Annotated in this window: 19 protein-coding genes; 11 read left to right on the top strand and 8 right to left on the bottom strand. The window is 60.6% G+C overall.

Annotated elements, in window-relative coordinates; all coding sequences use genetic code 11:
* Nucleotides 1-45: 45 nt before the first annotated feature.
* Nucleotides 46-303: a ubiquitin family protein gene (locus AC1RTP_RS09535; RefSeq protein ID WP_498606871.1), complete on the top strand. Its 258-nt coding sequence runs from the start codon at nucleotides 46-48 to the stop codon at nucleotides 301-303.
* 1 nt (nucleotide 304) lies between these two features.
* Nucleotides 305-1,393, top strand: coding sequence for a WD40/YVTN/BNR-like repeat-containing protein (locus tag AC1RTP_RS09540; protein ID WP_498606872.1), 1,089 nt, complete (start codon nucleotides 305-307; stop codon nucleotides 1,391-1,393).
* On the opposite strand, the gene AC1RTP_RS09545 is transcribed toward AC1RTP_RS09540, so the two are convergent.
* Nucleotides 1,386-1,997 (bottom strand): TetR/AcrR family transcriptional regulator, encoded by a 612-nt coding sequence (locus tag AC1RTP_RS09545; RefSeq protein ID WP_498606875.1) that lies wholly within the window; start codon nucleotides 1,995-1,997, stop codon nucleotides 1,386-1,388. The genes AC1RTP_RS09540 and AC1RTP_RS09545 overlap by 8 nt on opposite strands.
* An 88-nt stretch (nucleotides 1,998-2,085) precedes the next feature.
* On the opposite strand from AC1RTP_RS09545, the gene AC1RTP_RS09550 reads away from it, so the two are divergent.
* Complete coding sequence (locus AC1RTP_RS09550) at nucleotides 2,086-3,072, top strand: MBL fold metallo-hydrolase (protein WP_498606877.1); 987 nt, start codon at nucleotides 2,086-2,088, stop codon at nucleotides 3,070-3,072.
* Nucleotides 3,073-3,126: 54 nt separating this feature from the next.
* A complete protein-coding gene (locus AC1RTP_RS09555) occupies nucleotides 3,127-3,981 on the top strand; it encodes a TonB family protein (protein WP_498606878.1) in 855 nt (284 codons plus the stop codon).
* A gap of 22 nt (nucleotides 3,982-4,003) precedes the next feature.
* On the opposite strand, the gene AC1RTP_RS09560 is transcribed toward AC1RTP_RS09555, so the two are convergent.
* The 4 genes from AC1RTP_RS09560 to AC1RTP_RS09575 all read right to left on the bottom strand — a co-directional run bounded on the left by AC1RTP_RS09560 (nucleotide 4,004) and on the right by AC1RTP_RS09575 (nucleotide 7,963).
* On the bottom strand, nucleotides 4,004-4,324 hold the full coding sequence (locus AC1RTP_RS09560; protein ID WP_498606880.1) for a hypothetical protein: 321 nt from the start codon (nucleotides 4,322-4,324) through the stop codon (nucleotides 4,004-4,006).
* A gap of 86 nt (nucleotides 4,325-4,410) precedes the next feature.
* On the bottom strand, nucleotides 4,411-4,773 hold the full coding sequence (locus AC1RTP_RS09565; RefSeq protein WP_498606882.1) for a DUF4351 domain-containing protein: 363 nt from the start codon (nucleotides 4,771-4,773) through the stop codon (nucleotides 4,411-4,413).
* Between the two features lie 5 nt (nucleotides 4,774-4,778).
* Nucleotides 4,779-5,399, bottom strand: coding sequence for a hypothetical protein (locus tag AC1RTP_RS09570; protein ID WP_498606884.1), 621 nt, complete (start codon nucleotides 5,397-5,399; stop codon nucleotides 4,779-4,781).
* A gap of 131 nt (nucleotides 5,400-5,530) precedes the next feature.
* Nucleotides 5,531-7,963 (bottom strand): TonB-dependent siderophore receptor, encoded by a 2,433-nt coding sequence (locus tag AC1RTP_RS09575; RefSeq protein WP_498606886.1) that lies wholly within the window; start codon nucleotides 7,961-7,963, stop codon nucleotides 5,531-5,533.
* Nucleotides 7,964-8,101: 138 nt separating this feature from the next.
* On the opposite strand from AC1RTP_RS09575, the gene AC1RTP_RS09580 reads away from it, so the two are divergent.
* Genes AC1RTP_RS09580 through AC1RTP_RS09605 form a run of 6 tightly spaced genes read left to right on the top strand, consistent with a single transcriptional unit; the run spans nucleotide 8,102 to nucleotide 15,350 of the window.
* On the top strand, nucleotides 8,102-9,079 hold the full coding sequence (locus AC1RTP_RS09580) for a LacI family DNA-binding transcriptional regulator (RefSeq protein ID WP_498606888.1): 978 nt from the start codon (nucleotides 8,102-8,104) through the stop codon (nucleotides 9,077-9,079).
* Between the two features lie 51 nt (nucleotides 9,080-9,130).
* Nucleotides 9,131-11,443, top strand: a complete 2,313-nt coding sequence (locus AC1RTP_RS09585) for a glycoside hydrolase family 65 protein (protein WP_498606892.1) — start codon at nucleotides 9,131-9,133, stop codon at nucleotides 11,441-11,443.
* Entirely contained in the window at nucleotides 11,440-12,111 is a 672-nt protein-coding gene (pgmB, locus tag AC1RTP_RS09590; protein WP_498606894.1) for a beta-phosphoglucomutase, read from the top strand. The genes AC1RTP_RS09585 and pgmB overlap by 4 nt, the downstream gene beginning before the upstream one ends.
* Nucleotides 12,075-13,337 carry an MFS transporter gene (locus AC1RTP_RS09595; protein ID WP_498606897.1) on the top strand — a complete coding sequence of 421 codons (1,263 nt, stop codon included), beginning with the start codon at nucleotides 12,075-12,077 and terminating at the stop codon, nucleotides 13,335-13,337. The genes pgmB and AC1RTP_RS09595 overlap by 37 nt, the downstream gene beginning before the upstream one ends.
* A complete protein-coding gene (locus AC1RTP_RS09600) occupies nucleotides 13,334-14,341 on the top strand; it encodes a substrate-binding domain-containing protein (RefSeq protein ID WP_498606899.1) in 1,008 nt (335 codons plus the stop codon). The genes AC1RTP_RS09595 and AC1RTP_RS09600 overlap by 4 nt, the downstream gene beginning before the upstream one ends.
* A 28-nt stretch (nucleotides 14,342-14,369) precedes the next feature.
* Nucleotides 14,370-15,350 carry a CE1 family esterase gene (locus AC1RTP_RS09605; protein ID WP_498606901.1) on the top strand — a complete coding sequence of 327 codons (981 nt, stop codon included), beginning with the start codon at nucleotides 14,370-14,372 and terminating at the stop codon, nucleotides 15,348-15,350.
* Nucleotides 15,351-15,553: 203 nt separating this feature from the next.
* Here AC1RTP_RS09605 and icmF read toward each other — a convergent pair whose 3' ends face one another.
* From icmF to AC1RTP_RS09620, 3 genes are all read right to left on the bottom strand, one after another.
* On the bottom strand, nucleotides 15,554-18,847 hold the full coding sequence (icmF, locus tag AC1RTP_RS09610; RefSeq protein ID WP_498606904.1) for a fused isobutyryl-CoA mutase/GTPase IcmF: 3,294 nt from the start codon (nucleotides 18,845-18,847) through the stop codon (nucleotides 15,554-15,556).
* 170 nt (nucleotides 18,848-19,017) lie between these two features.
* Nucleotides 19,018-22,551 carry an indolepyruvate ferredoxin oxidoreductase family protein gene (locus AC1RTP_RS09615; protein WP_498606906.1) on the bottom strand — a complete coding sequence of 1,178 codons (3,534 nt, stop codon included), beginning with the start codon at nucleotides 22,549-22,551 and terminating at the stop codon, nucleotides 19,018-19,020.
* Between the two features lie 317 nt (nucleotides 22,552-22,868).
* Complete coding sequence (locus AC1RTP_RS09620) at nucleotides 22,869-23,798, bottom strand: LysR substrate-binding domain-containing protein (RefSeq protein ID WP_498606908.1); 930 nt, start codon at nucleotides 23,796-23,798, stop codon at nucleotides 22,869-22,871.
* A 69-nt stretch (nucleotides 23,799-23,867) separates the two neighbouring features.
* Between AC1RTP_RS09620 and AC1RTP_RS09625 the strand changes: the two genes are divergently transcribed.
* Nucleotides 23,868-25,094, top strand: a complete 1,227-nt coding sequence (locus AC1RTP_RS09625) for an HD-GYP domain-containing protein (RefSeq protein WP_498606911.1) — start codon at nucleotides 23,868-23,870, stop codon at nucleotides 25,092-25,094.

A 25,094-nucleotide genomic window follows, 5' to 3' on the forward strand; every position in this document is an offset into this window, starting at 1 on the left:
CACACGGGTTTATTGTAGGCCAAAGCGCGCTAGAATAGCTTTCCCATGGCCCAGATCATCTTCACCCAGCAGTTAGCACGCTTCCTGCCGGTCCCGACGCTCGAGACTGACGCCGCCACCTTGCGCGCCGCCCTGGACGGAGCTTTTGCCGTCAATCCGCGCCTGGGCGCGTATGTGCTGGACGACCAAGGCCGCCTGCGCGCCAACGTGGTGGTGTTCATCGATGGTAAACGCAGCGAACTGGATGTACCGCTGCGCCATGATTCCAAGATCTACGTGTTGCAAGCCTTATCCGGAGGATGACATGTCAGACCGCGCTTTTATTGCAACCCGTAAGGGCTTGTTCGAGCTGGCCTACCGCAATGGCGAATGGCAGCTGGATGAGCGCAAGTCCTTCTACGGCGATCCGGTGTCGATGGTGCTGCACGATGCGCGCGACGGCGCCACGTATGCCTGCCTGAATCTGGGCCATTTCGGTGCGAAAATGCACCGGCGAGATGCCGGCAGCGAAGAGTGGAAGGAAATCGCGGTGCCGGCCTATCCGTCCAAGCCGGAATCCAGCACCGACAAGATCGACTGGACCCTCAAGCAAATCTGGTCGCTGGAAGCGGGCGGTCCCGACCAACCCGGCGTGCTCTGGGCCGGCACCTTGCCCGGAGGCCTGTTCCGTTCGAACGACCGCGGCGAAAGCTGGCAATTGGTGGAGTCGCTGTGGAATGTCCCCGAGCGCGCACAATGGTTTGGCGGCGGCTACGACGTACCCGGCATCCACAGCATTTGCGTCGATCCGCGCGACAGCAAGTCGGTGCTGGTGGGCGTGTCCTGCGGCGGCGCCTGGGTGACGAACGATGGCGGCTCCAATTGGCAGCTGCAAACCAAGGGCATGGCAGCGCGCTATATGCCGCCCGATATGCAGGATGTGGGCGCGGTGCAGGACCCGCACCGCATCGTGCGCTGCGCAGCCGAACCGGATGTGCTGTGGTGCCAGCACCATAACGGCATCTGGCAGTCCCGCAATAATGCCGAGACCTGGGAAGAGGTGACGGCGCCGCTATCGAGTTTCGGATTCGCCGTGGCCGTGCATCCACGCGACGGCAAGTCCGCCTGGTTCGCGCCTGCAGTGGCCGACCAGCAGCGGGTGCCGGTGGAAGCGGCGCTGGCCGTCAACCGTACGGCTGATGGCGGCGCCAGCTTCGCCACCTTGCGCGACGGCCTGCCGCAAGAGCACTGCTACGACCTGGTGTACCGCCATGGCTTGGAGGTGGCCGACGATGGCAAGACCTTGCTGATGGCGTCCACCACCGGCGGCGCCTGGCTGTCCAGCAATGGCGGCGACCATTGGCAAACCATTTCCACCACGCTGCCGCCGGTGTACGCGGTGCGCTTTAATTAATGCCGTAGTAGGACAGGAACATTTCGACGGTGGCGGTGATGACCGCCTCCTGTTCCTGCTGCGTGAGCGGCGTTTTGCCCATGGCTACCTGAGGCCATAGGGCGAAAGACTTCAACTGGCCCTGCAGCATGTGCGACATGAAGGCCGGGTCGCCTGCCTTCAGCACCTTGTCTTCCTGTGCCGCACGCAGGAAGCTGGCCACGCCTTCTTCCTTCTTGCCTAGTTTGGTCATCATGTCGCCTGCACGCTGCGGCGCGTGGATCGCTTCCGCAATCGCCACCCGCACCAGGTCCAGGAAGTATTCGTCGCGCAGCATCGCCATCTTCTGGCGCATCAACTCCATCAGCTGCGGCTTGAGCGGTTTGCCTTGCTGGTAGCCGATCGCGTTCAGCACCGCGCTGCAGTCCCATAGCTCTTGCAGGATCTGCTCGAACAAATCGTCCTTGCTGGGGAAGTGGTTGTAGACCGTGCGCTTGGAGACGCCGGCGGCGGCCGCGATGCGGTCCATGCTGGTCGCCTCGAAACCGCGCGCGCGGAATTCGGCGATGGCGGCCGTGACGATGGCGGCGCGCTTGCGGTCGGTGAGTTTGTCGGCTTGGTTCATAAAGAATATTTTACACCGGGTAGTTTACTTTTCCCAAAACAGAAACTACACTGTGTAGTGTAATTCATCTACTTGGAGCCTGCTTGCCATGACCTTCACAGCCACCGAAACCCGTCCCGCCTACCGGAATGAAGCGCCGCGCCAGCAGCCAGGCTTTCTCAAGGCGCTGAAGATTTTCTGGGACTTCACTTTCAATAAACCGGCTGATACCGTGCCTGGCCAGGCTTTGCCAGTGCAAGTGCTCACTCGCGAGCAATTGCTTGCTGCGCCTGACAATACCCTGTACCGCCTGGGCCATTCGACTATCCTGATGAAGCTAAATGGCGAGTTCTGGCTGACCGATCCGGTGTTCTCCAAGCGCGCTTCGCCGGTGCAGTGGGCAGGCCCGGCGCGCTTCCATGCGCCTCCGATCAGCATCGCCGAACTGCCTCCGATCAAGGGCGTGATCCTGTCGCATAACCACTACGATCACCTCGACTACGCCGCCATCCGTCAGTTGGCGGATAAGACCGAATACTTCCTGGCGCCGCTAGGCGTGGGCGACACCCTGGTGTCCTGGGGCGTGCCAGTGGACAAGGTGCGGCAGCTGGGCTGGTGGGAATCGGTGTCGGCCGGCAGCCTGAAGCTGACCGCCACCCCGGCCCAGCACTTCTCCGGCCGCACGCTGTGGGACGGCAACAAGACGCTGTGGGGATCGTGGGTGATCGAAAGCGACGACCTGCGCGTGTTCTTCAGCGGCGATACCGGCTACTTCAAGGGTTTCAAGGAAATCGGCGACAAGTTCGGCCCCTTCGACCTGACCCTGATGGAAACCGGCGCCTACGACCCGAAATGGCCCGACATCCACATGCAGCCGAAGGAAACCATGCAGGCCCACATCGACCTGCGCGGCAAAGTCATGCTGCCGATCCACAACGGCACTTTCGACTTGGCCATGCACAGCTGGGACGACCCCTTCGAACAAATCACAGCCCTGGCCGAAGCCCGTGGTCAAACCCTGGCAACGCCGATGATCGGCGAAGCCCTCAATATCGCCCAGCCGCAAGCCACGGGCCCCTGGTGGAGGATGCCATGAAACCGTACCAGCAATTTCTCGCGCAATGGCCAATTGGGCCTTTAGAATTGCGGCATGAAAAAACTGACAATAGCACTATCAATGGCATTTTTGGCGATCGGCACGGCGATGGCGCAGACGCCCATTACTGTGCAGTCCCCGCCGCCCGTCAAGAAAGTGCCTGCGATGGTCAGGTTCGAGACCTGCGTCAAGCCGGAATGGCCTAGAGAGGCCTTACGCAAAGAACAAACCGGTGCTGTTACCTTGTCATTCTTAATTGATGCCGAAGGTAAAGTCGCAGAGAGCAAAATTCTCGAGTCGAGTGGTTTCGAGTTGCTTGATAACGCGGCGCGAAACGGCATAGAGAAATGCCGCTTTACTCCCGCGATAATTGACGGAAAGCCGACAGTCGGCTGGCAAATCATGAAATACATCTGGACCCTCGAAGAGGGTGAAGAGATGCTGCCGGACGAACGACGAGCGCTGGAAAAGCTCGCGAAAAAAGATTATGCCGAGGCTGCCGTTGGATTCCGGGTAGCTGCGGAAGAAGGAAGTCCCGAATCCCAGTTTCAATTGGCGAGGCTTCTGTTCCTTGGCGCTGGCATTGAAAAAAATACGGCGGAAGCGAGGAAATGGGTTGAGAAGGCTGCCAGCCGTGGCCATGTACTTGCGAACGCAGCTTTCGGTCAGCTGCTGTTCGATGACGGAGACCGAGACGAAGATGCTTTCCGTATGCTGATGATGGCGTCAACGAATGGTGTTCCTTCTGCAGCCTATTACCTTGGCATGTGTTTGGAAGATGGACGCGGAACCGCCCGTGATATCGAGCGCGCAAAGATCTTTTATCGTATTGCGGCCAAGGGCGGAATTTCACAGGCAAAAGAAGCCCTCGACGAGTTGGAGGCGGGAAGTAATTCCCTGTCACATTGAATCTGTAAAAAGAGGGGACGACTCAGGCTGCGACATGAATAAGTTTGCCGATAGTCTGGCCTAGCGTATTGACGGTAGGTGACTGAGGCAGCAAGCCGGAAGGGACGCGCTGTTCGATGGCGCTGTCCAGGCGAGGAGCTTTCAGGGATGGCGTCGCGGCGGCTTGGGCGCGTGTGCTGTCTTGCTGGGACTTGGTAAGGGTTTGGTTGTCGAGCTGCAGTTGCGAGCGGCTGGCGTCCAGCCGGTCTTCGTCCTGCGCGACCTGGTCGCGGTCTTGCTGGACCTTACGTTGGGCCGAGGCTACGGCAGTTTGCAGCGAATTGATGGAATTCAGGGAAACCACGGAGCAACCTTTCGCTAAGGCACTAATCTCAGGATAGGCGAAAACATGATCGAATGCTAGAGATCAGTGCGTTTTTGATAACGTTGCTAGCCGAATACTTGTTTAAGGCTTTGCGCGCTGAGCAATGATCTACTCCAAGATGTTAGCTGTTCCAGATTCGCCTTCGATAGTTTTCGACGCGTGGTTTGCGAAATGGGGCCAAAGCGTTGGGCAAGTAGCTCTTCAAGTAGTAGCGCTGCTCCTTCTTCGCGACCTTGCTCAAGACCTTGCTCAAGGCCTTGCCTCATCCCCTTCTTCATTCCTTTTTTTTCGCCCTTGTCGATGAACATTTGCTCCAGCGAGCTGACGTATTCCATTTTGCGCTCCCGTTCAAGTAAGCGGATATTTCGCCAGTAGCGCTCTTCAAGCTCTACCGGAAGGGTCATCATCCAGTTGATCGCTTTGAACAAAATTATTATGCGCTTCTTGCTCCAGCCTCGCTGGAAAAGCAGCTTGGTAAGTTGCCATTTCGCGGCGTGCGGTCGTGGGCGTTTTGCCGTGTCTGTTGCGTGTATAGGTGGGCCAATGTGACTAAGGCAAATGGGTTGCGCGATGCATTGAGCAATCCGATCCGCCCCGTGTAGTCCGCCAGCTTGGCGATGGCGTAGGAAATGCCCATCGTTGTTCCGAGCAGTTCGTTGTGGAACGAGCTCGGGCGCCAGCGGGGATCGCTGTCGGCCAATACAACCAGGCTCGCGACGGGCCGGCCATGCTGCTCGAAAATTCGGTAGTTGTAGGCTAGAACCCGGCGTGCGAGCGCATCGTCGCGCTGGGCCTGGACTTCAATGTGTACCAGCACCCAATGTTCGCTGCCATCGCCCAGGTAGACGGCGACAAGCTTGTCGGCGACGCGGCCGGCAGGGGAGTCACTGAAGCCGGCCTGCGCCAATTCCTTATCGAGGAACTGAGGGCGACGCGACCAGTCGATCTGCTCGCATAACTCGGGGAAGTAGAACTGCATGAAAGCGTGGAAGGCATGTGTCAGCACGTCTTTCCAGGGCGAGTCGTAACAGGCGATGGGGGAGCGTTGCGGCATGTAGCCAGTCTGCGGGAGGCTAGCGCTGGCAAGTTTGACGAAACACAAAAAAAGGGCGCCGCAGCCTTGGAAAATCCTGCGACGCCCGGAGGGGAACTTCGAACTACAAGGGAGGGTTACAACACAAACTCTTAGAAGCGATAGGCCAGCGACAGCTCCCAGCTGCGGCCGAACAGTGGGCGGGCGTTGATCGGGCCGCTGCTGCCGCCGGTCAGGCGGGAATTGCCTTCGGTCAGACCGAGCTCGTTGGTGATGTTGTTGCCGCTCAGGCGGATCTCGATCTTCTCGCCGATGGTGAACAGCGCACCCAGGTCAACGGTGTTGTATGAAGGCAGGTACTGCTGGTTGGCTTGGTCAGCCCAGCGGTCGCCCACGTGGGTGTAAGTGCCATACAGCTTGAGTGCATTGCCTTCACCCATCGGGATGCGGTAAGTCGGGGTGAAGCGGTATTGCAGCTTAGGCTGGCGCTGCACCAGTTTGCCTTCGGTCAGCGGATTGTCCTTGTACTTGGAATCCTGCCAGTTGCCGGACAGGCTCAGCGACAGGTCGCGGATCGGGCGTACCGCCAGTTCGACTTCCACGCCATCACCCTTGGAACCCGACACCGAATTCAGGATGGTGCCGTTAGAAAGGATCTGCTGGAAGGCGATGCCTTCAAAGTCAGTGTGGAAGTAGTTGATGTAGGCGCTGTACAGCTGGCCCGCAGTTTTGAAGCCCACTTCGTACTGCTTGATCTTCGGTGTCGGCAGGAAGTTGCGGTCATCGACCTTCGCCTGGCTGCCGGCATTGCGCAGGTCGTCGAAAGCGACGAAAGTGTGGCCCATATTGGCGCGCGCAAATACGCTGGCATCCTTCGCCAGCTTGTAGTTGCCGCCGACTGTGAAGCTGGTAGCGGAATCGCTGCGATTAAGCGCCGCGTTGGAGCCGCTCGGCATCGACGTATTGTTGTTGTACACGGTCAGCGGGTTGTTGTCCGTGTCGCCGCTGGTCAGGTTCGAGATAGTGGCGTTCAGCTTTTGGCGCTCACGGCGCACACCGCCGTCGATCTTGATCTTGTCGTTGACCTTCCATTCATTGGCCGCGAACAGTGCGGTGTTGCTGCCATCATAGGAAGCGTTTGGCGCATAGAACACGCCGCCATCGGTGCCATTGTTGGAAACGATCACGCCGTTATTCAGCTTCACGTTGATCAGTCGCGCGTTCGGGACGGCGGTCATCAGGTGGCTATTGCCCAGGTACCACACATCATCCGACGAGTAGTTGGCGAAGTAGCCGCCCACGGTCAGGGTATTGTCTTGGATCCACTCCTTGCTGACGCGGATTTCGTCGGTGAAGGATTTCAGTTTTTTCTCGACAGCCCACAAGCCGGCCTGCACAACTTGCTGGTTGGCTGCGACCGGCGTGCCGTCCAGATAAGTAGCGGTGGCGGTGGTGCCGCCATTAGCTGCCAGCGCGGCATTGTTGTAGTCCGACATGCTCAGCGGGTTATTACCGGTGAACATAGCGATGGTGTTCAGCTTGCCATCGAAGTGATTGAACTTGTTGGACACATTCCAGCCATTGAAGTTCTGGTCGAATTCCATGCCAAGCACGGTGGACTTCAAGCCGCGGCCATCGCCCAGGTCGTAGTTCAGGGTTTTGCCTGGTGCGGCTTCCACGGTGAAGCGCCGCATTTCATTGCTCATCAGCGTGCCCTTGAGCGGATCGAAGCCCGGGAATTCGCTGATGGTGCGGCCTTCGTGGCTGGAGATTAGCGGCACGCCGGTGTAGAAGGCGTTCTTGTCATCGGTGCGGCGTACATAGAAAGTGGCTTCGCCCTGGTCCAGTTTCTTTGTCAGGGTAGCGGTGACCTGGCCGCCGTCATCCGATGGGAAGCCGGAATTGCGAACGCCATGGGTGTTGCGGTAGAAGCCGCCGATGGTGCCGTACCAGCCATCCGAGATCTTGCCGCCGTAGAAGACGTCAACGCGGCGCAGCTCGCCGGTGCCAGTGGTGAAGCGTACCGAACCCTCCGGCGTATCCGTACCCTTTTTCAAGATGAAGTTCATGGTCGCGCCCGGTTGGCCGCTGGAGAAGATGGTGCTTGGGCCGCCGCGCAGCACTTCCACGCGCTCGATGGTGTCATCCAGGCGGAAGGCCGACGAGCCTTCAAAGAAAGACAGGGTGGAAACCGGATACAGCGGATTGCCCTGCATCTGCACCGACACGAACGGGGAGTCGGAGCCGGAAGGGAAGCCGCGCACCTGGATATTGGCGCCGGACTGGCCGCCGGTCGATTCGGCAAATGCGCCTGGCACCAGTTTCATGACGTCGGCAGTGCTGATCGGGGCGGCTTGTTTGAGCTGTTCTTCGGAGGCGGTGGTAATGGAGAATGCGGAGTCCAGCTTGCGCACGCCGCGGGCAGAGGCCACACCGGTCACGACCACTTGCTGGATTTCTTTCTGTACTGCATCTGCTGGTGCAGGAGCTGGTGCTGCTTCCTGTCCAGCGGCCTGGGCCTGGCCGATCAGGGTCAGTACAGCGATGGAAATGGACGACAACAGGAACTTCCGATGGTTTTTCATGTCTCTCTTCTTTCGATTTATGTGATTCGGCTTTCCAAGGCCTGACCATTGAAACAAGAAATGATATCGATGTCAATCTAAATGTTATCGATGTCATTTTGTTGTTGCGTCGTTTGGAAATCTGTCATAATGCCCCGCATGGCTGTCAATAAAACTATGGAAGACCTCGCCAAGCTGGCAGGGGTTTCAAAAATTACCGTGTCGCGCGCCCTGCGTGGCAGTCCCCTCGTGACGGAAGAAACGCGGGAGAAAGTGCGTCAGATCGCGGAAGCCCAGGGCTACCGCCTTAACGTGAGCGCACGCAACCTGCGTATGGGGCGTTCGTATTCGGTGGCAGTTGTGGTGGAAATGACACCCGAGAAGGGCCGGCCTATGTCCGACCCTTACCCGCTGGAACTGTTGGGCGGGATCACGCAGGAGCTGACGACATCGGGCTACAGCGTGGTGCTGACCTCGCGCCAGCTGCTGGATACGGCCCCGGTGCAAGGCGCTGACGGCTTGATCCTGCTGGGCCAGGGTTCGCATGGCGAAGCGGTGACCGCGCTCAAAAAACGCAGCCAGCCACTGGTGGTGTGGGGCGCGCCGGAAGCGGGCGCCGACACCGTGGTGGTCGGCAGTGACAACCGCAAAGGTGGCGCCAGTGTCGCCCAGCGCTTCATCGACCTTGGGCGCAAGAAGGTTTTGTTCCTTGGCGACGTGGATCACGCCGAGGTGCAGGAACGCTGCGCGGGCTTTATCGACGCGCTGGGAGGGCAGGGCAATGTGCACATCATGCGGCCGAAGGCATTTACCTTTGAAGCCGGCTTTGATTGTGTCGATTCCCTGTTGAAGAAGAAGGGCTTGTCGTTCGACGGCGTGTTTGCCGCCAGCGATTTGCTTGCGATGGGCGCGATCCGCGCACTGGCTGAACGCGATGTGCGCGTGCCGGAGCAGGTGTCGGTCATCGGCTATGACGATACGCCGGGCGCTGTGAGTTTTGTGCCGCCGCTGTCCAGCGTGCACCAGTACTTGCGCGATGGCGGCGTGTTGTTGGCGAAGAAGATGCTGGATTTGCTGGAGGGGCGCCCAGTAGCTTCCGAAACCCTGCCGACCGCTCTGATCGTTCGCAGTACCTGATATTTTTTTACACCGGTTCCAAACCGGTTTGAATCGAGAAAAAGGATGCAGATGCAGCACACTTACCCTCTTGACTCCTGGTGTATCCGCGAAACATCCTTCGATGTGGCGTCGAATTTCCTGGATGAGACCCTCTTTGCGCTGGGCAATGGCTATATCGGCCTGCGCGGCACGCCGGAAGAGGGCTATTCCGGCCCGGCCGGCACTTCGCTGGACGGCACTTACCTGAATGGCTTCTACGAATCGGAGCCGATCCAGTACCCGGAGAACGCCTTCGGCCTGGCGCGCAACAACCAGTTCATGCTGAACGTGCCGAACGCCAAAGGCATCGCCCTGTGGCTGGGCGATGAGCGCTTCGACCTGCTGCAAGGCCGGGTGGAAAGCTATGAGCGCCGCCTTGACCTCCGCACTGGCCTGCTGGAACGTGAAATAGTCTGGCAGGCGCCATCCGGCCGTCGCGTGCAGCTGCACAGCCGCCGCCTGGTCAGCTTCGCCAGCAAGCACCTGTTCGCGATCGAATTCACCGCGACGCTACTGGGCGCCGACGCTGTGCTGCGTTTCGACTGCACCGTGGATGGCGCCGTGCGCAACCAGGAAGCGGGCGACGATCCGCGCGTAGGCTCGGCCACGACCGGACCGGCGCTGGTACTGGTCGGCACCGAGCTGGCGCCGCACTTCGCAGCGCTTCAGCAACGCACCCACAACAGCGGCTTCACGCTGGTCAGCGCAGCGGCGCAGGTGGTGGATGCCATGCACGTGCAGGAGCTGGGCCAGGATGGCTCGCGCCTGGTGCAGTCATACACCGTCTCCGCACAGGCCGGGCAAGCCGTGCGCCTGGTGAAGTACGGCTGCTATTACAGCTCGCGCGACTATGCCTCCGACGAATTGATGGCCCGCGCTCGCGCCGAACTGGAAGCCGCGCGAGGCCTGGGCTTCGACAAGCTGGCCGCGCAGCAGGAAGCCTACCTGGCCGACTTCTGGGCGCAAGCCGACGTCGAAGTGGCGGGCGACGACGCGCTCCAGCAAGGCATCCGCTTCAACCAGTTCCACCTGCTGCAATCGGTGGGCCGAGACGGCAAGACCAATATTTCGGCCAAGGGCGTGACGGGCGAGGGCTACGAAGGCCACTACTTCTGGGACACCGAGATCTACATCTTCCCCTTCTTCCTGTACAACAAGCCCGAGATCGCGCGCAAGCTGCTGGAATACCGCTACGCCGGCCTGCCCGCTGCGCGTGAACGTGCGCGCCAGATGTCGCACGCCAAGGGCGCGCTCTATCCATGGCGCACCATCGCGGGCGAAGAATGCTCGGCCTACTTCCCGGCCGGTACCGCGCAGTACCATATCAACGCCGACGTGGCCTACTCCATCAAGCAGTATATGGACGCTACTGGCGATGATGCCTACCTGCTGCAATACGGCGCAGAAATCCTGATCGAAACCGCGCGCATCTGGCTTGGTATCGGCGGCTACAACCGCGCTGGCGCCTTCGTGATCAACGAAGTGACGGGTCCGGATGAATACACCGCGCTGGTGAATAACAACTACTACACCAATGCGATGGCCAAGCTGCACATGCAGTTTGCCGCCTCCGTGGCGGAGCGTATCGCCCGCGAGCACCCGCTGGAATGGGCACGTATTTCCACAGCCGTGGCGCTGGCCGATGGCGAGCTGGAAGAATTCCGCCGCGCCGCCGCAGCGATGTTGCTGCCCTACGACGCGGCGCTCGGCATCCACCCGCAAGACGACAGCTTCCTCGACAAGAAGGTGTGGGACTTCGCCGGCACGCCGGACGACAAATATCCGCTGCTGCTGAACTACCACCCAATGGTGATATACCGCCACCAGGTTTGCAAGCAGGCGGATGTGGTGCTGGCGCTGCTGCTCCTCAGCGAGCAGTTCACGCTGGAGGACAAGCAGCGCGACTTCGATTACTACGAGGCGGTGACGACGCACGACTCCTCGCTGTCGTCCTGCATCTTCAGCATCATCGCCTCCGAAGTGGGCTACCAGGACAAGGCCTACGACTACTTCATGGAGACCGCGCGCCTGGACCTGGACGACACGCACGGCAACACCCACTATGGCGTGCACACTGCCGCCATGGCCGGCACCTGGCTCGGCGTCGCTTACGGCTTTGGCGGCATGCGAGTCGTGAACGGCGACGTACGTTTTTCGCCAACGCTGCCGAAGCAGTGGCAGCACTACCAGTTCCGCATCCACCTGCACGGCAGCTTGCTGCAAGTGCGCGTCAGCTCGTCCGGCACGGAGTACACCCTGCTGCGCGGCGAAGAGCTGGCATTCCAGCATCGCGGCACTCTGGTGACGCTCACCCCAGCTGCACCGAAAAAGGAGCTCGCATGAAAGCCGTTATCTTCGACCTCGATGGCGTGATCACCGATACCGCGCACTATCACTTCCTCGCCTGGCAAAAGCTGGCGCAATCGCAGGACGTGCACTTTGACGAAGCCTTCAACGAAAACCTGAAGGGCATCGACCGCATGGGCTCACTTGACCTGATATTGGCCGGTGCGCCGCGCAGCTACAGCGACGCCGAAAAGCTGGCGCTGGCAGACACCAAGAACGAGCATTACAAGACGCTGATCGCGGAAATGTCTCCGGCCGACCTGCTGCCCGGTGCGGTCGCCGCGCTGGATTGGTGCCGCGCGCAAGGTTTGAAGGTGGGCCTTGCGTCAGTCAGCAAGAACGCCTTCACGGTGCTGGAAAGCCTCGGCATCACTCAGAAGTTCGACTATGTCGTAGACGCGGCGACGATCGCGCGCGGCAAACCCGATCCCGAAATCTTCCTGCGCGCCGCGTCGGAACTGGGCGTAGACCCGGCCGATTGCGTTGGCGTGGAGGACGCTGTTGCCGGCGTTAGCGCCATCAAGGCGGCCGGCATGTTTGCCATTGGTGTTGGCCAGGCGGCTACGCTGTGGCAGGCAGACACGGTGATTCCGGGGCTGGAACAATTCAAAAATATAATGGAGACACTATGCAAAACCGGCGCATCATCTGGGTCCTGTTCCTGATCTATTTCACCTTCGCCATCCTGTTGAACAGCGTTGGCACGGTGATCCTGCAGGTCATCAACAACTACGGTGTCAGCAAGTCCGCCGCCAGCGTGCTGGAAGGCTTCAAGGACTTGCCGATTGCCGTGGTTTCCTTCCTGGTGGCGAGCTTCCTGCCGCGCATCGGGTATAAGAAGGCGATGCTGACCGGGCTCGCCATTGTCACCGTGGCCTGCCTGTCCATGCCCCTGCTGCCGTCTTTCTTCACCACGAAGATGCTGTTCCTGTGCGTCGGCGTTTCCTTCGCGCTGGTGAAAGTGTCGGTCTACTCCACGCTTGGCCTGGTTGCCGCCGACCGCCGCCAGCACGCGGGCATCATGAACACGCTGGAAGGCTTCTTCATGGTGGGCGTGCTGTGCGCCTACTGGGTGTTCAGCTTCTTCATCGACTCCAACGACCTGCGCTCGCAAACCTGGCTGCATGTGTATTGGGTGCTGGCCGCCCTGTGCGCGCTGACCTTCTTTCTGCTGCTGGCGACACCTTTCGACGAGCGGCTCGCGGCGCCGCCGGAAGCGCGCAGCCTGCCGCAGGAATTCGCCGCCATGCTCAAGCTGTTCTTCAAGCCGCTGGTATGTGTATTCGTGCTGACCGCCTTCCTCTATGTGCTGATCGAACAAAGCGTCGGCACCTGGCTGCCAACCTTCAACAACGAGATCCTGCATCTGCCTGCGGCGATGAGCGTGCAGGTGACCAGTATCTTTGCCGCCTGCCTCGCTGCGGGCCGCCTCTCGGCCGGTGTGCTGATGCGTCGGATGAACTGGTATCCCGTGATGAACGGCTGCCTGCTCGGCATGGGGGCGGTGGTGCTGATTGCGCTGCCGATGACGCATGACGTGGTTGTCACGCCGGGCGCGGGATGGCGCGATGCGCCGCTGGCGGCCTTCCTGTTCCCCTTGATTGGACTGTTCATGGCGCCTGTCTACCCGGGAATCAACTCGGTGATGCTCAGCTCCCTGCCCAAGCACCAGCATTCGGCCATGACAGGCCTGCTGGTGATCTTCTCCGCGCTGGGCGGCACAACCGGCTCGCTGATTACCGGCTATGTGTTCGGCGCCTTCAGCGGCCACTTCGCCTTCTACCTGACGCTGGTGCCGATTGCGATCGTACTGGTCACGCTGTACTTCTTCAAGCGCGCTGTCGACGGCAGCGATGGCGGGCTGGAAGCTCCAGCTATAATTTCGTCATGAACCTGAAGAGCCTCGCCGACAAACTCGGCATGTCGAAGACGACCGTCAGCCGTGCGCTGAACGGCTATCCCGAAGTCAGCGAGTTGACGCGCGAGCGTGTGATGCGCGCTGCGCGCGAGGCCGGCTACGAGGCCAACCCGATGGCGCGCAGCCTGGCCGTTGGACGCAGCAATGTGCTCGGCACGATCTACCCGCTGCTGCCGGCGGACCTGGGTGACTCCATGTTCCTGGAAGTCGTGGGCGGCATGTCGGAAGCGCTGGAGCGGCAGCGCATGAACTTCATCATCGCGCCGGTCACGCCTGCCAACGAGATGCCGTCATATGAGCAGATGGTGCGTGGACGCCGTGTCGATGGACTGGTGGTGAGCCGCACGCAGGTGCATGATGAACGCATCGCCTATCTGGCGCGTGTCGGGTTCCCCTTCATCGCCCACGGCCGTACCCAGCTCGACGCTCCGTATGCATGGTTTGATTACGACAACCAGGCAGGAATCCGCATGGCGGTTGAGCGCTTACTGGCCCTTGGCCACCAGCGCATTGCCATGATCAGCGCGCCCTTGTCCATGAACTTCGCCACGCAGCGCCGCGCCAGTTTCTTCGCGACGTTGGCCGGCGCAGGCCTGTCCGTAGATCCGCGCTATTTGATTGATGACTGCATCGACCGCCGCACCGGATACAGCGCCGTGCAGACGCTGCTGCACGCCTCGCCGCGCCCAACCGCCATCGTTGTCGACAACCACCTGGCCGGCGTCGGCGCCGTACGCGCGCTGCTCGACGCCGGCATCGTCATTGGCCGCGACATTTCCCTCATCGTCTGGGGCAGCATGGCCGACACCCTGGCCGACATCGACGTCACCACCATTGACCAGCCCAACGCCCGCGCCGCCGGCGCCAAGATGGCCGACATGCTGCTCGCCCTCATCAACGGCAAACCTGCCGCTAAGCTGCAGGAGCTGTGGCAGCCGGAACTGACAGTTGGAGCCACGGTGGGGCGCGCGGTGTAGACTTAGCGGCCGAACGAAGGAGGCCAACATGATGCTGAAGATTGTTGTCGCTTTTGTCTCTGCACTATTTCTTTCGCAGCTTTCCAAGGCCGCGCCGCCAATCGAGTCGCGCACCATTGCGCGGCCGGAAGGCCCGCGCAATTACCTGGTGATGCAACCGCCTGCCGCTGCAAATACGTTGCATCCCCTCGTTATTGTGTTGCACGGCCATGGCGGCTCGGCTGAATTCATGCTCGGCCAAAAGCCGATCCTCGGCTACACCGCACCGGCTTGGCGGCTATTGGCTCAACGCGAGGGCTTCCTGCTCATAGCGCCTAATGGTGTCGATGGCGCTGATGGAAATAGCGCCTGGAACGATTGCCGCGCCGATGCCGCAAGCAATTCAACAGCGGATGATGTGGGTTTTATCTCGGCCTTGATTGATCGGGCGGTCTCGGAAGATCACGCTGATCCAAGGCGCATCTATGTTTTCGGTCACTCCAACGGCGGAGGCATGGCCTATCGGCTTGGAATCGAGCTGGGACCGCGCCTGGCGGCCATCGGCGTGCAGAGTATGCTGATGCCGGCGCATAGCAGCTGCAAGCCTGCCGCTTTCCCGCTGCCGGTATTCGTCAGCCATGGAACGCAGGATAAGGTCATTCCCTATGGTGGTGGGGCATTGGGCGGCGCGGTGCTGGCAGGCCGGGGAACCGGTGTCAGTGCCGAGGAATCGGTCGCGATGTGGCGGCGCCTGGCTGCATTGCCTGAGAAGCCCGTCATTTATCAATTTCCCCATCTGAATCCAGCTGACCCGACGTCGGCTGCGCGTTTTGTCTGGGGGAGCGATCCGTATGGATTGCAAGTCTGCTTCCTGCGTATTGAGGGCGGTGGCCATGTACATGCGTCGAAGACAGAGGAATTTCCTCTTGAGCTGCGCAAGCTTGTGGGGGAAATGAACCATGACGTCGATACTGCGGAAGAGGTATGGTCCTTCTTCAAGGATAAGCGTGCTGCGGGGCTGAATCGCTGACGTTGGAGGTGCTGTAGCTAACTGACGGCCTGCGGTGTGGGCTTTAGCCTGATGACAAACTCTTTTCAATGGAGGCTGTCATGGGGAAGTATTTCTTGGCTTGGATATTGGGGGTGCCGGGGATTGTGTTGTTGCTGGTGTGGCTGTTCTTCCATTAAACCCGGTAAATCTGGGTCAGACCCAAGGGTCTGACCCTTCCTGCTTTACATGTTGCGGCGATATTGGCCGCCGACTTCGAATAGCGCGGTCGTGATCTGGCCCAGCGAGCAGACGCGGGCTGCGTCCATCAGCTTGGCGAACACGTTTTCGTTGTCGATGGCGGCTTTTTGCAGCGCTGCCAGGGCGGCAGGTGCAGCGTCCGCATTGCGGGCGTGGAAGTCTGCCAGGCGGGTCAACTGCGATTGCTTTTCATCGTCGGTGGAGCGGGCCAGTTCGATGGTGGCGGGGGCTTCCGAACCCTTCGGATTGCGGAAGGTGTTCACGCCGATGATAGGCAGCGAGCCGTCGTGCTTCTTGTGCTCGTACAGCAGCGATTCCTCTTGGATTTTGCCGCGCTGGTAGCCGGTTTCCATTGCACCCAGCACGCCGCCACGTTCGGCGATGCGTTCGAATTCCTGCAGAACGGCTTCCTCTACCAGATCGGTCAGTTCTTCGATGATGAAGGCGCCCTGGTTCGGGTTTTCGTTCTTCGCCAGGCCCCATTCGCGGTTGATGATCAGCTGGATTGCCAGTGCGCGGCGGACGGATTCGTCGGTCGGCGTGGTGATCGCTTCATCGTAGGCGTTGGTATGCAGCGAGTTGCAGTTGTCGTAAATCGCGATCAGCGCCTGCAGCGTGGTGCGGATGTCGTTGAAGTCGATTTCCTGCGCGTGCAGCGAGCGGCCGGAAGTCTGGATGTGGTACTTCAGCTTCTGCGAACGGTCGTTGGCGCCGTACTTCTCCTTCATTGCCACCGCCCACAGGCGGCGTGCCACGCGGCCGAGGACCGTGTATTCCGGATCCATGCCGTTGGAGAAGAAGAACGACAGGTTCGGTGCGAAATCGTCGATGTGCATGCCGCGCGCCAGGTAGGCTTCCACGAAGGTGAAGCCGTTGGACAGCGTGAAGGCCAGCTGCGAGATCGGGTTCGCGCCCGCTTCCGCGATGTGGTAGCCGGAGATCGACACCGAGTAGAAGTTGCGCACCTGGTGGTGCACGAAGTATTCCTGGATGTCGCCCATCACCTTCAGCGAGAACTCGGTCGAGAAGATGCAGGTGTTCTGGCCCTGGTCTTCCTTCAGGATGTCGGCCTGCACGGTGCCGCGCACATTCATCAGCACCCAGTCCTTGATCTTCTGGAATTCGTCTTCCGAAGGCTGGCGATGGTTCTCTTCAACGAACTTGGCGATCTGCTGGTCAATGGCGGTGTTCATGAACATCGCCAGGATCGCAGGCGCAGGGCCGTTGATGGTCATCGAGACCGAGGTGCTCGGGTTGCACAGGTCGAAGCCGTCGTACAGCACCTTCATGTCGTCCAGGGTCGCGATGGACACGCCGGAGTTGCCGATCTTGCCGTAGATGTCGGGACGGATCGCCGGGTCGGCGCCGTACAGGGTGACGGAGTCGAAGGCGGTGGACAGGCGCTTCGCATCCATGCCGGTGGACACCAGCTTGAAGCGGCGGTTGGTACGGAATGCATCGCCTTCGCCCGCGAACATACGGGTTGGGTCTTCGCCTTCACGCTTGAACGCGAACACGCCAGCGGTGAACGGGTAGGAGCCTGGGACGTTTTCCAGCATCAGCCAGCGCAGCAGCTCGCCGTGGTCTTCATATTTCGGCAGCGAGACCTTGCGGATCTTGGTGCCGGACAGGGTGTGCTGTACCAGGCCGGTGCGGATTTCCTTGTCGCGGATTTTCACGACGTATTCATCGCCGGCGTAGGCGGCCTGCATGTCCGGCCATTGGGCCAGCAGCTTCTTGGAGCCGCCGTCCATGGCGTGATCGCGTTCGATGATCAGGTCGTCGAAGTCGGCGACGGACTTGCCGGCGACAGCCATCATGCGCTTGGATTCCTGCAGCTGCTGGCGTTCGCGCGCCAGCTTGGCTTGTGCATGGGTCTTCTTGTGGTAGCCGCGCACGGTGTCCGAGATCTCGGCCAGGTAGCGCGCGCGTGCCGGCGGCACGATCACGTTCTTGGCGGAGCTGAAGCGCACATCGGTCGCGCCCAGCAGGCCTGGCTTGGTGTTCAGGCCTTTCTCGGCCAGCTTAGGCAGCAGGCCTTGATACAGCGCGGTCACACCGTCATCGTTGAAGCGGGAAGCCTGGGTGCCGAACACCGGCATTTCTTCCGGACGCTTGGTCCACATTTCGCGGTTGCGCTGGTACTGCTTGGCCACGTCGCGCAGTGCATCCTGCGCGCCCTTGCGGTCGAATTTGTTGATCGCGATGAAGTCGGCGAAGTCCAACATGTCGATCTTTTCCAGCTGCGATGCGGCGCCGAATTCCGGCGTCATCACATACATGGATACGTCGACGTGCGGCACGATCGCGGCGTCGCCCTGGCCGATGCCGGAGGTTTCCACGATCACCATGTCGAAGCCCGCCACTTTGCAGGCTGCGATCACGTCAGGCAGGGCCTGGGAGATTTCGGAACCGGCTTCGCGGGTCGCCAGGGAGCGCATGAAGACGCGGGTCTTGCCGTTCCAAGGGTTGATCGCGTTCATGCGGATACGGTCGCCCAGCAGCGCACCGCCGGATTTGCGGCGGGACGGGTCGATCGAGATCACGGCGATGTTCAGCGCGTCGCCCTGGTCCAGGCGGATACGGCGGATCAGTTCATCGGTCAGCGAGGATTTACCTGCGCCGCCGGTGCCGGTGATGCCCAGGGTTGGGGCGGTGACGGCTTTCGCTGCGTCGGCCAGTTCGGCGCGCAGCTTGTCGGAAGCCTTGCCGTTTTCCAGCGCGGTGATCAGCTGGGCCAGAGGGCGATGGCGTTGTTCGATATCGCCGGCGCGGATGGCGTCCAGCTGGGTCGGGGAGTAGGTGGACAGGTCGACGTCGCACTGCTGCACCATCCACTGGATCATGCCCACCAGACCCATACGCTGGCCGTCTTCCGGGGAGAAGATGCGGGTCACGCCGTAGTCGTGCAGGTCAGCGATTTCGCTCGGGACGATCACGCCGCCACCGCCGCCGAAGACCTTGATGTGCGAGCCGCCGCGCTGGCGCAGCAGGTCGATCATGTACTTGAAGTATTCGACATGGCCGCCCTGGTAGGAAGAGATGGCGATGCCTTGCACGTCTTCGGTCAGGGCCGCGGTCACCACTTCGTCCACCGAGCGGTTGTGGCCCAGGTGGATCACTTCGGCGCCCTGCGATTGCAGGATGCGGCGCATGATGTTGATCGAGGCGTCGTGGCCGTCGAACAGGGACGCGGCGGTAACAAAGCGGACTTTGTTCGCGGTCTTGGCCTGCTCTGGCTCAGCGGACAGTTTCTTGGCGTTGGCGATATCGTTCATGTTTTGTTCCTTGGAACGGAGGATTTTTGATTATATGACGTTTACGTTAACGTCAAGTCAAGCGATTCTAAACCGGTAAACCGATGTCTGACCCGCAGGGTCAGACACCCGCCACGCGGCCGTCGCGTCATAAGTGTCTGACCCTGCGGGTCAGACACTGGTTTACCGGTTTAAGCAGCGTGCGCCTGGCCAGCGCCCTCAAACGCAGCCATCATCTTCGCCTTATTCACCTGGTACTCAGCCACAGCCTTTTCCTTCACATGGCCAAAGCCACGGATTTTCTCCGGCAGGTTGGCAATCGCCACAGCCTGCTCGTGGTTACCAGCCGACAGCCCAGCCAACAGCTCAGCAATAACGCCGCGGAACTCAGTGATCAGGGCACGTTCCATCTTACGCTCCTCGGTATAACCGAAGATGTCAAACGTACCACCGCGCAGACCCTTGAACTTGGCCAGCAGGGTGAACGCCTTCCACATCCACGAACCGTATTCCGCCTTGACCAGGTGGCCCTTGGCATCCTTCTTCGCGAACATTGGCGGCGCCAGGTTGAACTTCAGCGAGAAATCGCCTTCGAACTGGGTCTTCAGCTGCTCAACGAAACGGCCATCGGTGTACAAGCGCGCCACTTCATATTCATCTTTATAGGACATCAGCTTGAACAGCGACTTGGCAATCGCGGTCGACAGCTTGTTGCCCAGGCCCAGCGCGGTCTCTTTCGCACGCACTTCCGACACCAGCTGCTCGTAAGACGCAGCGTAGGCCGCATCCTGGTAACCAGTCAGGAACTCAACGCGTTTCTTGATCACGTTTTCCAGCGACTGTGGCATCTGCACTACGACAGCCTGGGTCGGGGTCGCGGTCTTCTCAACGCGCTTGAAGTCCACAGCGGCGCGGCGGCCCCACAGGAAGGAGCGTTTGTTCGATTCAACCGCCACGCCATTCAGTTCGATCGCACGCAGCAGGGCCGCTTCGCTCAGAGGGATGCGGCCTTTCTGCCATGCGTAACCCATCATGAACAGGTTGGAAGCAATCGAATCGCCCATCAGCGCGGTCGCCAGCTTGGTTGCGTTGATGAAGTCCACGGACTGCGCGCCGCCGACGGATTCGGTGATCAGGGCTTCCACGCTTTCAGCCGGGTACTGCCAGTCGGCGTTCTGCGCGAAGGTGCCTGGCGGCTGCTCGTGCTGGTTGACGATGGCGAAGGTACGGCCAGGGCGCATCTTCGACACAGCGTCGTAGGCGCCGGAAGTCAGCATGTCGCAACCCAGGATCAGGTCTGCTTCGCCGGTGGCGATACGCTGCGCACGCAGGTGGGCCGGGGTCTTCGCCACTTTGACGTGGGAAGTCACGGAGCCGTTCTTCTGCGACATGCCGGTCATGTCCAGCACGGAAGCGCCTTTGCCTTCCAGGTGCGCGGCCATGCCCATCAGCGCGCCGACGGTGATCACGCCGGTGCCGCCGATACCGTTGATCAGGATGTTGTATGGGTGCTCAAGGCTAGGCAGTACCGGTGCCGGGATATCGCCCCAGTCATCGGTCTTCGCGGCGCCGGTCTTGGTCTTTTTCAGCGTGCCGCCTTCGACGGTAACGAAGGATGGGCAGAAGCCCTTGGTGCAGGAGAAGTCCTTGTTGCAGGAAGACTGGTCGATGGTGCGCTTGCGGCCGAATTCAGTTTCCTTCGGCAGGATCGACACGCAATTGGACTGGATGCCGCAATCGCCGCAGCCTTCGCACACGGCTTCGTTGATGACCATGCGCTTCGCTGGGTCAGGGAACTCGCCCTTCTTGCGGCGACGACGCTTCTCGGCGGCGCAGGTCTGGTCGTAAATGATGACGGTGCAGCCAGGCAGCTCACGCAGTTCGCGCTGCACGGCATCCATCTCCTTGCGGTCGTGCAGGGAAACGATGGTCGGCAGGGCGGAACGATCGGTATAGCGCGACAGGTCTTCGGTCACCAGGGCGATACGCTTGATGCCTTCGGCCGCCATCTGTTGCGCGATCATCGGCACGGAAACCGTGCCGTCGACGGGCTGGCCGCCGGTCATTGCCACAGCGTCGTTGTATAGGATCTTGTAGGTGATGTTCACCTTCGCAGCAACGGCGGCGCGGATCGCCAGGTAGCCGGAGTGGAAGTAGGTGCCGTCGCCCAGGTTCTGGAACACGTGCGGCACTTTGCTGAATGCCGCCTGGCCGATCCAAGGCGTGCCTTCACCGCCCATATGGGTGGTCAGCTTGTTCATCTCAGGGTAGATCGAAGTCGCCATCACGTGGCAGCCGATGCCGGCCAGCGCGAAGGAACCTTCAGGTACCTTGGTCGAAGTGTTGTGCGGGCAGCCGGAGCAATAGAAGGCTGGACGGAACGGCGTCTCGATCGCCTTCTTCAGCACTGCGTCTTTCGCTTCCAGGAAGGACAGGCGTGCCTTGATCTGGTCCTGGATCGAAGTGTCGGCGATGTAGCGGGCCACGCGGCCGGCGATCACGCGCGCAACCTGCGAGACGGAGAAGTCAGCCTTCGGCGGCAGCAGCCATTCGCCGCGCGGAGCAACCCACTCGCCCTTGTCGTCGAACTTGCCGATGATGTGCGGACGCACGTCGTCGCGCCAGTTGTACAGCTGTTCCTTCAGCTGGTACTCAACGAACTGGCGCTTCTCTTCCACCACCAGGATCTCGTCCAGGCCTTGCGCAAATTCGCGCACCGAATCCGGCTCCAGCGGCCAAGGCATGGAAACCTTGAACAGACGCAGGCCAACCTTGGCGGCCATGGCTTCGTCGATGCCCAGTTCTTCCAGCGCTTCCAGCACGTCCAGGTAAGACTTGCCGGAGGCGATGATGCCCAGTTTTGCATCCTTGGAATCGATGGTGGTGTGATTCAGCTTGTTCTCGCGGGCGTAAGCCAAGGCCGCGTAGATCTTATAGTCCTGCATCAGCGCTTCCTGATTACGCGCTTGCTGGCCCAGAGGGATGGATGACAGGCGGGCATTCAGGCCGCCTTCAGGCATCACAAAGTCTTGCGGGATTTTCACTTCGACGCGGAACGGATCGGCATCGATCGAAGCGCTCGACTCCACGGTGTCAGCCAGCGCCTTGAAGGCAACGGCGCAACCGGAGAAGCGCGACATGGCCCAGCCGTGGATACCGAGGTCGATGTACTCCTGCACATTGCACGGATACAGGACCGGGATCATGCAGGCCGAGAAGATGTGGTCCGACTGGTGCGGCAGGGTGGAGGAGTAAGCGCCGTGGTCATCGCCCGCCACCAGCAGGATGCCGCCGTTCTTCGACGTACCGGCATGGTTCATGTGCTTGAAGACGTCGCCGCAACGGTCCACGCCCGGGCCTTTGCCGTACCACATGGCGAACACGCCGTCGTACTTGGCCGGGCCGATCAGGTCAACCTGCTGCGAACCCCAGACAGCGGTCGCCGCCAGGTCCTCGTTCACGCCTGGTACGAATTGCACATTGTGCTTGACCAGGTGCTTCTGCGCCTTCCACAGGGTCTCGTCCAGGCCGCCTAGCGGAGAACCGCGGTAGCCGGAGATGAAACCGCCGGTGTTCAGGCCGTCGCGTGCATCGCGCAGCTGTTGCATCATTGGCAAGCGCACCAGCGCCTGGATGCCGGACAGGAAAACCTTACCGTTGGTGGAAGTGTATTTGTCGTCGAGGCTGACGTCGTTCAGTACAGGCGAGTTGCTGCCGTCTGGCATGGTGGCTGTCTCCAAAATTCATGATTCGGTGCGTGCCTGGCATCGGTAAGCGCCGGGTAAGCGCGTCCTTGCCTAAGTCACAACGCCTGCGGATGTGCAGGCCTTTTCAACGTCGAAGTTTACGTTTTACTTTACGTATACGGAAATACGGTTTGGGGATGGGGGTATAAGCAAAAGTGATGGCAAGGCCAACTGTCGAGCCCGTGTCCCACCTTGGGGTCACACCCGTTTCGGGACACGAGCTCTGCAATGCTACGGCCGCGCCCGTGTCCCATTTCGGGTGTGACCCCATGGTGGGACACGGGCTCGGCGGTAGATCAGGTGATGATGCGGGCGCCGGGCCAGGTGCCGGTGCGGCAGAGGTCGGCGGCGACTTGCTGGGTCAGGGCGGCGATGGCGTTGGCGGCGTTGGTGAGGGGGATGTTGCGCGAGGCGCAGAGCACCACGGTGCGGCTGATGGCGGGGCTGTTGATGCGTACGCTGCGCATCTGGCCGTGCTCGATTTCGGGCAATACAGGGGCAACCGGCAGAATCGTCGCGCCCATGCCGGCCATGATGGCGGACTTCAAAATCGCGATCGAGTTGATCTCAATGACGTTGCCGGTTACGAGGCCAGCAGCACGGGCCATGGCCTCGATGCGCGGGCGCACGCCGTGCTGCAGGCCGGGCAGGATCAGGGTGGTGTTCAGGGCTTGTTGCAACGGGACTGTCTCGCGGTCGCTGAACCATACGGCGTCGTGGCGGCAAATGAAACGTAGTTCTTCTTCCGCCAGCGGGGTGGCGGCGAAGGGGGTCAACTGGCCGTCGTCAAACAGCACGGCCAGGTTCACGCGGCCGCTTTTGAGCTGTTCTGCCAGGTTTCCGGTCAGTTCTTCGGTCAACTGCAGCGTAATGTCGGGATATTGCTCGCGCGCGGCGGTCAGCAGCGGCAGGGCAAGGGCGCCGGAAATGCTGTGCGGCAGGCCCATGGTCACGCTGCCGGCGGGACGGGCGGATTGTGTGACGGCGGAACGGGCGTCGGCTACCTGCTTCAGGATTGCCTGGGCGTGGTCGTAAAAGACTTTACCGGCATCGGTACTGACCACGCCTTGCGCGCTGCGGTGCAGCAGCTGGGCGCCCAGCTCTTCTTCAAGCTGACGCAGTTGCTGGGTCAGGGCAGGCTGGGCCACATGCAATACCAACGCCGCACGCGACAGTGATCCGTGGTCGACGATTGCGACGAAGTAACGCAGTTGGCGAAGTTCCATAATGCCCTAGATTAACATTGTGTATACTTATTTTAACGTTTTTTACGTTTTATCTTTCCGGAAGCCTCCATGTTAAAGAAAGTCGATTCATCGCAGTTAAAGGTCGGCATGTATATTCATGACCTTAGTTGCGATTGGATGACCCACCCTTTCGTTCGCAACCGCTTCGTCATCGGCAGCCAGGATGAGATCCAGAAGATCGTCAAGGCCGGCATCCATGACGTGGTGATCGATGCGTCCAAGGGTTTGGATGTGGAGGATGCGCCATCGCTGGCCGAAGCCCAGGCCGCGACCGAACGCGAGCTGGAGCAAATCGCTCGCCAGCCGGCGCGTGTCGCGAAAACCACGCTGGGCGAGGAGTTGCAGCGCGCGGCCCAGATCCGTCACCAGGCCGCCGGTGTGGTGCGCAATGTCATGGCCGATGCGCGACTTGGCAAGGCGATTGAAATCGGCTCGGTGCAGCCGGTTGTACAGAACATTACGGAATCCATCCTGCGCAACCCGGGCGCTTTGCTCGGCCTGCTGCGCATCAAGTCGAAGGATGATTACACCTTCCTGCATTCGGTCAGCGTCTGTGCGCTGCTCGTGGCCTTCGCCAATGCGCGCGGCATGGCGCCGGAGGTTGTGCGCGAAGCGGGACTAGGCGGCCTGCTGCACGACACCGGCAAAGCCATGGTGCCGGACGCGATCCTGAACAAGCCGGGCCCGTTGACCGACGAAGAATTCGCCATCATCAAGAAGCATCCGCTGGATGGCTTCAACATACTCAAGCAATCGCCCGATGTGCCGCAATTGGCGCTGGATATCACGCTGCATCATCATGAGCGGCGCGACGGCACGGGCTATCCGGACAAGCTGGCTGGCGACGATATCAGCGAAATGGCGCAGATGGCGGCAATTGTCGATGTATACGATGCCATTACCGCCGATCGCGTTTATCACAAAGGCCTGCCTGCCGCTGCGGCGCTGCGTAAGATCTATGAGTGGAGCAAGCACCACTTCAACCAGCAGCTGGTGCAGGAGTTCATGCGCTGCGTCGGCATCTATCCGGTCGGCACTCTGGTCATGCTGGAATCGGGCCGCCTTGGCGTGGTGGTCGAGGCGCACGAAAGCAACCTGCTGGCGCCTAAGGTGAACGTGTTCTTCAACACGAAGAATAATGTCTATATCAAGCCGGAAACGGTGGACCTGGCGCGCGGCCTGGGCTTTGGTGGCGGCGACAAGATCGTCGGCCATGAGTCGCCATCGAAATGGCAGGTGGACCCGATGCGCTTCCTGACCCTGGCGGGCGGGTAA

It is taken from the genome of Pseudoduganella sp. GW821-FHT11H04, assembly GCF_058807935.1.